The organism is Lysinibacillus sp. GW823-FHT02G10 (genome assembly GCF_058797135.1).
This window is the reverse complement of record NZ_JBXAJI010000019.1, coordinates 1-4,703: the sequence shown is the minus strand read 5'-3', so window position 1 is coordinate 4,703 and position 4,703 is coordinate 1. Positions and strand designations below refer to the sequence as shown.

6 protein-coding genes are annotated in these 4,703 nt (G+C 36.5%); 4 read left to right on the top strand and 2 right to left on the bottom strand.

Annotation, left to right across the window (positions count from 1 at the left end):
- The 3 genes from AC1RFD_RS22270 to AC1RFD_RS22260 all read left to right on the top strand — a co-directional run.
- A partial coding sequence (locus tag AC1RFD_RS22270) for a DUF4822 domain-containing protein (RefSeq protein WP_492475283.1) occupies positions 1 to 344 on the top strand: 344 nt, incomplete at its 5' end.
- A 127-nt stretch (positions 345 to 471) separates the two neighbouring features.
- Positions 472 to 1,185 (top strand): N-acetylmuramoyl-L-alanine amidase, encoded by a 714-nt coding sequence (locus AC1RFD_RS22265; RefSeq protein WP_004233756.1) that lies wholly within the window; start codon positions 472 to 474, stop codon positions 1,183 to 1,185.
- Between the two features lie 72 nt (positions 1,186 to 1,257).
- Positions 1,258 to 2,313: a P-loop NTPase gene (locus AC1RFD_RS22260; RefSeq protein WP_004233758.1), complete on the top strand. Its 1,056-nt coding sequence runs from the start codon at positions 1,258 to 1,260 to the stop codon at positions 2,311 to 2,313.
- A gap of 55 nt (positions 2,314 to 2,368) precedes the next feature.
- Here the strand turns inward: AC1RFD_RS22260 and gerD are convergent, their stop codons facing one another.
- Entirely contained in the window at positions 2,369 to 2,977 is a 609-nt protein-coding gene (gene gerD, locus AC1RFD_RS22255) for a spore germination lipoprotein GerD (RefSeq protein WP_269898031.1), read from the bottom strand.
- Between the two features lie 151 nt (positions 2,978 to 3,128).
- On the opposite strand from gerD, the gene AC1RFD_RS22250 reads away from it, so the two are divergent.
- Positions 3,129 to 3,803, top strand: coding sequence for a KinB-signaling pathway activation protein (locus AC1RFD_RS22250; RefSeq protein WP_492475282.1), 675 nt, complete (start codon positions 3,129 to 3,131; stop codon positions 3,801 to 3,803).
- A gap of 36 nt (positions 3,804 to 3,839) precedes the next feature.
- Here AC1RFD_RS22250 and AC1RFD_RS22245 read toward each other — a convergent pair whose 3' ends face one another.
- Positions 3,840 to 4,496 (bottom strand): hypothetical protein, encoded by a 657-nt coding sequence (locus AC1RFD_RS22245; RefSeq protein WP_492475281.1) that lies wholly within the window; start codon positions 4,494 to 4,496, stop codon positions 3,840 to 3,842.
- Positions 4,497 to 4,703: the final 207 nt, after the last annotated feature.

The following is a 4,703-nucleotide window of genomic DNA, read 5'->3' as shown; positions in this document are numbered from 1 at the left end:
TTGTGTTAGATGAAGCGGGTAATGATGTAACAGAATTCAATTCAAATTTCATTAGCATTGCAAAGTATGATGCAAATACAAATAAATATGAGTTCTTTAATCCTGAAACAGGTGAAAGTCGTGGAGACTATGGTTACTTTAATGTCATTCATGATAATAAAATAAGAGCGCATGTTTCTGTCGGTGATAATAAGTATGGTGTAGCTCTTGAAATTACAGAAATCAACGATAAGAAGTTCACGTATAAACGAACAGGTAAAGACAAAGATGGCAATGATATAACTGTATTTGTAGAGCATGAGCCATATACAGGTGAATTCAAACCTACTTTTACAAACCAATAAAATTCTTCCTCCCTTAATATAGAAGAAATTAAAACTCTCAAGTTTGTGACTTGGGAGTTTTTTTTACTTTCTGGCATAGTTCATCCACTAATTTCGTACACTAAATGTAAAAGGGTGGTGTATATGGGTGAAGCGCTGGCTTGCACTAGGAGTAATTATGCTTATGAGTATAGTGGTCGTGGCATATGAAACAAATGCTTCGGACCGTAACTTCTTCTTACCGGACCCACTTGGTGGCATAAAAATTGTCATTGATGCAGGGCATGGTGGTGAGGACGGAGGAGCTTCAAAGGGCGAAGTGATTGAAAAGGATATTACACTTGCAATTGCTCAGCATGTAGAGAAGCAATTAAAGAAAAAAGGCGCAACGGTTATAATGACACGAACAAAAAATGGTGATGTAATCGATGAGCATGCGCCATCAGAAAAATATGGAACAATGAGAGAACGGAAAAAGCAAGATATCTTCCTAAGAAAGGATATCGTGGAAAAGGAAAAGCCTGATGTATTTATAACTATTCATGCAAATGCCATTCCTGAAACAAAATGGCGTGGCGCACAGGTATTTTACCATAAGGAAGGACATGCTGATGGAGAGATTCTTGCCAAGAGTATTCAACAATCCATTCGCACTAATTTAAAAAATACAGACCGTGAAGCATTGTCTATTAAGCAAATCTATTTATTGAAGAAAGCGGAAGTACCTGCAGCTTTAGTGGAGACTGGTTTTATTAGTAATGATGAGGAACGAGCATTATTAGTGGACAAAAACTATCAAGAAAAAATGGCAGATGCCATAGTTGAAGGTATAGAAGACTATTTATTAGCCAAAATTGAGTAGAGCAACATCTACAACGTAAATCAAATCATTATGATATACTAATATTGAGACAATATAAGGGGAGTGTTCGTCGTGATTACTGAACAACAAGTACGAGAAATACTGGGACAACTACAAGATCCATTTTTACATAAATCGCTTGCAGAAACAGATGGTATTACGAACGTAGCAATAAAAGAAGAAAAAAATCATGTCAGTGTAAAAATTGCCATTGCTAAACTGAATACACCGGAACAATTACAACTACAAATGAAAGTTGTTGAGGTGTTGAAAGAAGCAGGTGTAAACACTGTTGGTATTCGTTTTGAAGAACTATCAACAGAAAAATTGCAAAGCTTCCGTGGCACAGCAACAGAGTCGGAAGCACAAGATATTTTATCTCCATTAAGCACAGTCCAAGTAATTTCAATTGCTTCTGGTAAAGGTGGAGTTGGTAAATCGACAGTATCAGTAAACTTAGCTGTTGCTTTAGCTCGTCTAGGAAAGAAAGTCGGCTTAATTGACGCAGATATTTATGGATTTAGTGTACCTGATATGATGGGTGTAACGGATATGCCTAAGGTAGTCGATAATCGTATTTTCCCAGTAGATCGCTTTGGGGTAAAAATGATTTCAATGGGCTTCTTTGTAGAAAATAACGCACCGATCGTATGGCGCGGACCAATGCTTGGTAAAGTATTAGATCAATTCTTCCGTGATGTTGAGTGGGGTGAATTAGATTATCTATTATTAGATTTACCTCCTGGCACAGGTGACGTTGCATTAGATATCCATCAAATGTTGCCATCATCAAAAGAAATTGTTGTAACAACTCCACACCCAACAGCAGCATTTGTTGCAGCTCGTGCAGGGGCAATGGCGCTTCAAACAGACCATGAAATTTTAGGAGTTATCGAAAACATGGCTTGGTTTGAATCTAAATCAGGTGACCGAGAATTTGTTTTTGGGCAAGGAGGAGGACCAAAGCTAGCTGACGAACTACGTACAGAGTTGCTTGGACAAATACCGCTTGGGCAACCAGATTGGACAGATGAAGATTTTGCTCCTTCTGTATACGCTGAAAAACATACAACAGGACAAATTTATTTAGACATCGCGACGAAAATCATCGATAAATTAAATAAATAATAAAAAACGGATTTCCACCAGTTTTATGGGGAAATCCGTTTTTACATTACCAAGGTTACTCGGTACTTTTTTGTCCCTTATCCGATCCGCCACCACTATCGCCACTCGCTTCTTTCTTATCGCCACTTCCTGATGAACCTGTTTCGCCACTTTTCTTAATAAGTTCCTGCCATTTAGATTGCATTAAAGGGCTTTCGATCGTTTCCTTTACAACTTCCTCCATTTGCTTGCGCATATTGGATGATTTAAGGATAGTCTCCAACTGCTTTTGCATATCGGGTTGCCCGAAAAATGCCTCCATATCCTTTTGGAAAGTCGGATCTTTTATTAAGTTCTTCATAATATCCTGTTGCTGTTTTTGCATACTTTTCGCAACAGTTTCTTTAAACTTTGGATCTTCAAAGGTTTTTTTCCAAAAGTCTTCTGCTTCCTTGGAAAGTAAAGTTTCCTCGGTAGCTTTTTTCACTTCATCATGCTCTAAAATCAAGAGCTCACGGAAACTCGGCTCTTCTAAAAGCTGTCGCAATGCCTTCTTACCATCCTCTGTTTGTAAAGAGTCAATCATGATTTTTTTTATTTCATCATAGGACATGGTAGAGGTTTTATCTTGTGAACAGGCAGAAAGAAAAAGCATTAGAATCAGTAATAAGGTTAATTTTCGCATCGACAATCAGTCCTTTCTCTAGATAGACTCTTTCAATTATTGTTCACATTTCTCAGGACTTTATGTATTGGTTAGGATGAGAAATAGCTTTTTTAACAAGGCATTGATAAAATAAGGACAGATATATTGAGAAATTGGGGGACTTTTAGTTGTGACGATACGAAATTGGGCAAAGTTTTTCTTCTTTGCAATGCTCGTTGGTGGTGCAGTCAACGGAGTTTTTAGTTTATTTATTCGCTGGGAATTCTTCCGACCATACATAGCAAACGGTCAATGGGGTGAGTTTTTCGCTGGACTTTTATGGATGGTTTTCTTAGGGTTTACAATGAGTGTTATAGCGCAAGCTGGCTTTTTTGCTTATTTAACACTTCATCAGGTAGGTGTTAATATTTTTAGAACACTGACATTATGGAATTGGGTACAGCTATTATTAATTGCCATAACGATTTTCGATATAATTTTCTTCCGCTTTATTCCTGGTGTGAAGGATGGGCAAAGCTGGTTGTTCTATGTAGGACTATTAATTGTCCTTATTTTTGGGGCAATAGCAACAGCTGTTCAAAAAGTAAAATTAACAGGGAAAAAACATGTAATGATTTCGGCACTATTCTTTATGATTGTCATTACAACGTTGGAATGGACAATTGCCTTGATGGGTCGCGATGAAAATATTAATGAGTATGTTGCGCTTTTATTATTCCCATTATTGGCGGTTAATGCGTATCAATTATTAGTATTACCTAAATATAATGCAAAATCTGATGAAGATCGTCAAAAATTAGAAGCACGACGCCAAGCTCGTCGTGAACAGGCTAAAAACGCATAAGGAAAAAATTGCCTCGCTGTATTGGAGGCAATTTTTTTATGGCGCTTTTTTAGTTTGAACCTTATAACCAAATATATTTTCTTCAATCGACATAAACTTATGCTGTTGTATGAAAGTGTTAAGCTCTTTAAAGGATATTTGATTATTTTGATGGAGCGGGAAAAAGACAAAATCACCTTTTTGTAATTTTGGAGTTTTCTCACCTTGCCAAATAAGCGAAGGAGATAGTAAATTCATTTGTTGTTGGAATAAGGCTTTCTGTAAATCCTGTGAATATTGATGATTTCGGGTAGCAAACCATAAAGGTTTTTCTTTTAAATATTTTTCGTAAGTATCAATATCCTTTTGGATGAGTGCAATGTCAACGGGTTCTTCTACTGAATCATCCGGCCCAAGTAATCCTGTAGGCAATTTTCGTTGTTGGATAATTTTTAAATGATCGGGTGACCGTTTTATCCAACCAGCATCTAAAAGTAGAAGTGGATAAGGCTCTTTCACCGTTTGGAGCCATTCTAATAGAGAGTCATCAGAGAAAGAGATCTCTACAATAAGAGATGTGCCATAATGTCCTTTTGTGACCACTACTGGTGCATTCGCAATATTAAATACAGAAATCATCGTTGAATTTATAGGCTTTAAAAAGGCAAAAAGCATTACAATTAAAAGCAGTGAAATCAACGTTTTACGGACCATAATGATAACCTCGTTTCTAAAATTAAAATAAAAAATGAATCTCTTTAAAAAAACTTATGATTTAGTGTTGACTTTCATGAATAATCGATGTTATTATGTATAAGTCGCCAAGAGGTGACAACGAAATAAAGAAACATGAACCTTGAAAACTGAACAAGCAAAACGTAATCAATAAAGTTTTAAGTAGCTAGCTTCGGTTAGTTAACA